We start from the raw sequence: 3,417 nt of genomic DNA, 5'->3' as shown, positions 1-3,417 counted from the left end.
GGGGATCGATCGGCCTTTCGCGTGCTCGTCGAACGGTACGAGGGCATGGTGTTCGACCTTGCCCACCAGTACGCCGACCATCCCGACGCGGCCGAGGACCTGGCCCAGGATGTATTCCTCAAGGCGTATCGCCGGATCGACGATTTGCAGAACCCGGATCGCTTCGCGTCGTGGCTGTACGGCATTGCCCTCAACCGAGGGCGCGACTACGCCAAGAATGCGCGGCGCGACACGTATCCCTTTAGCCGCTCTAACCAGGACGCGGCGACCCTTTCAAACAACGGGACCGCCGCTCAGGACGAGCAGCTCGTGGCCGACGAGCAGGGGGAGTCCCTCTGGGCCGCCCTGGATGAACTCTCGGACACCTACGCCACGCCGTTCCTGTTGAAATACCGGGACGGCCTTACCTACAAGGCCATGTCGAAACGCCTCGACGTGTCGGTAAGTGCGTTGAAGGTGCGCGTGCACCGCGCCCGCAAGAAGCTCCAAACCCTATTGGCCCCCCGCCATGAAGAATCGCGATCCTGACGTGATTGTCCGCCGCTTCATCGACGGCGACCTCCCCGACGAGGACGTGCAGGCGGCCCTGCACCACATCGCCGACGATCCGGAGGCCCGCTCCCTGCTCCAGTTTGAGCTTCGAATGACGCAGGACCTGGCCGCTTCGCAGGCCCCGCAGCCCGCCTCGGACTTCGCGGCCCGCACGGTCGAGCAGCTGGACGAGGCGGAGGCCCCGGCCCCGTCCGTCGCCGACCGTCTTCACGACTGGTGGACGGCCGTGACCCGTCCGCTCGTGACCATTCCCGTGCGGCCCGTCCACGCGGTGGCAGCCCTTGCGCTCGTGGTCGCGATCGGGTGGCTGGCCTGGCCGTCGGGGCCGGCCGGTCCCGTGCCGCCGTCGAGTCCCTCGCCCTCCGCGTCGGTCCAGTCCGCCGCGGCCGGGCCGTCTCAAGATGGGACGGTGTGGACACGGTTCGTCTACACGAGCGCCATGGCCGACTCGGTGGCTGTGGCGGGCGACTTCAGCCAGTGGGAGCCCATCCCGCTCTCGCCACGCACCGTGGACGGCGAGACGGTCTGGACCGGCCTCGTGCCGGTCTCTCGGGGCGAGCACGAGTATCAGTTCGTCATCGACGGCGAACGGTGGGTTACCGACCCGCTCGCCCCCGTCCAGCAGGAAGACGGATTCGGCGCCAAAAACGCCGTTCTGAAACTGTAGCCCACCACGCGGCCACGTTTTTCAAATAGACTGTTCGTGCCATGTGGCGGCTTCTTCCTGGACTGTTGTGCCTCGTGGGGATGTTCCCCGTTTCGGGGCAGGCCCAGCAGTGGACCGGCACCGCGGACCTCGTCCTTACCGGCGGCTACCAGACCAACACCTACCTCGATCCTGTGCTTCGCTCCTGGAACGACCGCTCATCGGCCCCGGCCCTCGCGGCCCTGACGCCCCAGGTGGGGCTCACGCGGGACGCGCGTCGCACCCGCCTCAGCGTCGCCGCTCGGTCGCGCCTGTATCCGCGCCGCGCCGGGACGCCGCAATTCCTGCAGGGCCACGCCCAGGCGCAGTACCGCCTGTCTCCGGCGTGGACCGTGGGCGCCAGCGGCGGCGGGACGCGGCTCCGCGTCGGCCGGTCGCGGGACAGCTGGTGGGCCCTTCCGTCCCTGCGGTGGGCCCCTGCCTCCAACACCACCCTCACGGCCAGAGGGGGCCTCACCCAACAACGAGTCGCCACGGACCTGGAGCGCAGGGACCGCCAGACCAGCGGGCTTGCCGCGATCAGCCTGGCATCGTGGCTCACCGACCGGGTGCGTGCGGAAGGACGAGCGTACTGGAGCAGTGGCCGCACGAGCCTCGCGGAGACGAACTTCGGGGGCACCGGCGCGTCCCTCCGGGGGACGTACTGGCCCACCCGCCGGTGGTCCGTGGAGGCGGACGTGGCGCTGGAGCAGGTGCGCTACGAGACGGCGACCGCCAACACCGCCCGCGACCGCCTCGGGCGGGGCGGCCTGAAGGTCGCCTGGCACCCGCGGGCCTCCGTCACAGTCTTTGCCCGGACCCGGGCGTCCGCGGCACGCCTGGCCCAGACCGACGCATCGACCGCGGACGTGCACGTGTCGGCCGGCCTCCGCTTGCGGACCCAGCAGGTATTGGGAGGCACGGCTCCCTCCCCTCCGCGCCGCCGCGCCTGCCAGGCTGTGGACGACGGAGCCCGCGTCCAAATTCCCTACAGTGGCTCAGGGACGCCCCACGTGACCGGCAACTTCAACGGCTGGTCGCTGCCCGGCACGCCCCTGACTCAGACCGACGACGGCACCTGGACGACGACGCTCTCCCTACCCTCCGGCACCTACACGTACCGGATACGGGTCGTCGACAGCGACGAGCGCCGCTGGCTCGACCTTCCTTCTTACGCAGAAACCGCCGACGACGCGTTCGGCGGCACCAACGGCGTGTGCACAGTCCCCTAGTCCCATGATTCGCTTCTCCTGTCCCGTCCGGATCCGCCCGGACGCCTGGTTTTGGCTTGGCGCGGCCCTCCTGGCCACCGTGCTCGGGGCCGGCGCCCCCCACGGAGCAGCCGCCCAACCGGCCGACGTGCAAGCCCTTCTCGACCGGGGGGCGACGGCCGGCGTCGACGTTGAGCAGATGCGCACGGTCGTCGAGCGGGCGCGGCAGGCCGGCCTGAGCGACGCGGCGACGGCGTCCCTCCTCGACCCGGCCGTCGCGCTCGCCGAGCAGAACCTCCCGACGAATCCCCTGCTCTCCAAAACGCTCGAGGGCCTCGCCAAGCAGGTCCCTCCCTCTCGCATGCAGCCCGTGCTCCAGCAGTACCGCACCCACACCGAGCAAGCCGGCCAACTCGTCGCCCAGTGGGCGCAGCACAACAGGGTGCGCCAGATGCTCGGCACGGAGGGGAGGGACCCGTCCGCGACCGCTGCCCAGGCGGACGATCGCGCCCAGCTGACCACCGCAGTCACGGAAGCGCGGCAGCAGGGCGTGCCCTCCGAGCAGGTCCGGTCGTTTCTGTCGGGCCTTCCAGAGGGGGTGGAGCGCCGGCCCGTGTCGATGGGGGCGGTGGCCGCGGCCGTCAACGTGCTTCCGGACCTTCCGGGAAATGGGGCCTCCCCCGAGACGTCGAATCGGCTGCTCACCGCCGCCCTCGATGCCGGATACGACCCGGAGTCCCTCCGCCAGCTTCCCTCTGCCCTCCAGAGCGCCCGCCAGAACAGCAACCGGCCGATCGACGCCCTCGCCCAGGGCACCGCCCAGGCCATTGCGCAGGGAACGCCGGCCACGTCGGTCCTCCAGAGCCTCTTCCAGGGCTCCTTTCCCGGGGGCGGTCCCCCCGCCGGTGTCGGCAACGGCCCGCCCGGCGACCCGCCTGGAAACGGCAAGCCGCCCGATAGAGGCCCGCC

At 70.7% G+C, this 3,417-nt stretch carries 4 protein-coding genes; all 4 read left to right on the top strand.

Annotation, left to right across the window (positions count from 1 at the left end; genetic code table 11):
* The coding region (locus V5A20_RS13700) for an RNA polymerase sigma factor (RefSeq protein WP_332327608.1) at positions 1-528 on the top strand (528 nt) is incomplete at its 5' end.
* Positions 509-1,219 (top strand): isoamylase early set domain-containing protein, encoded by a 711-nt coding sequence (locus tag V5A20_RS13695; protein WP_332315418.1) that lies wholly within the window; start codon positions 509-511, stop codon positions 1,217-1,219. The genes V5A20_RS13700 and V5A20_RS13695, both read left to right, overlap by 20 nt.
* An 80-nt stretch (positions 1,220-1,299) precedes the next feature.
* Complete coding sequence (locus tag V5A20_RS13690; protein ID WP_332315419.1) at positions 1,300-2,469, top strand: glycogen-binding domain-containing protein; 1,170 nt, start codon at positions 1,300-1,302, stop codon at positions 2,467-2,469.
* A 4-nt stretch (positions 2,470-2,473) separates the two neighbouring features.
* Positions 2,474-3,417, top strand: a 944-nt coding sequence (locus V5A20_RS13685) for a hypothetical protein (RefSeq protein ID WP_332327607.1), incomplete at its 3' end; no start/stop codon positions are given.

The sequence above is a fragment of the Salinibacter sp. genome, from assembly GCF_036626415.1.
GTDB lineage: Bacteria > Bacteroidota > Rhodothermia > Rhodothermales > Salinibacteraceae > Salinibacter.
This window is presented reverse-complemented; position numbering and strand designations above follow the sequence as displayed.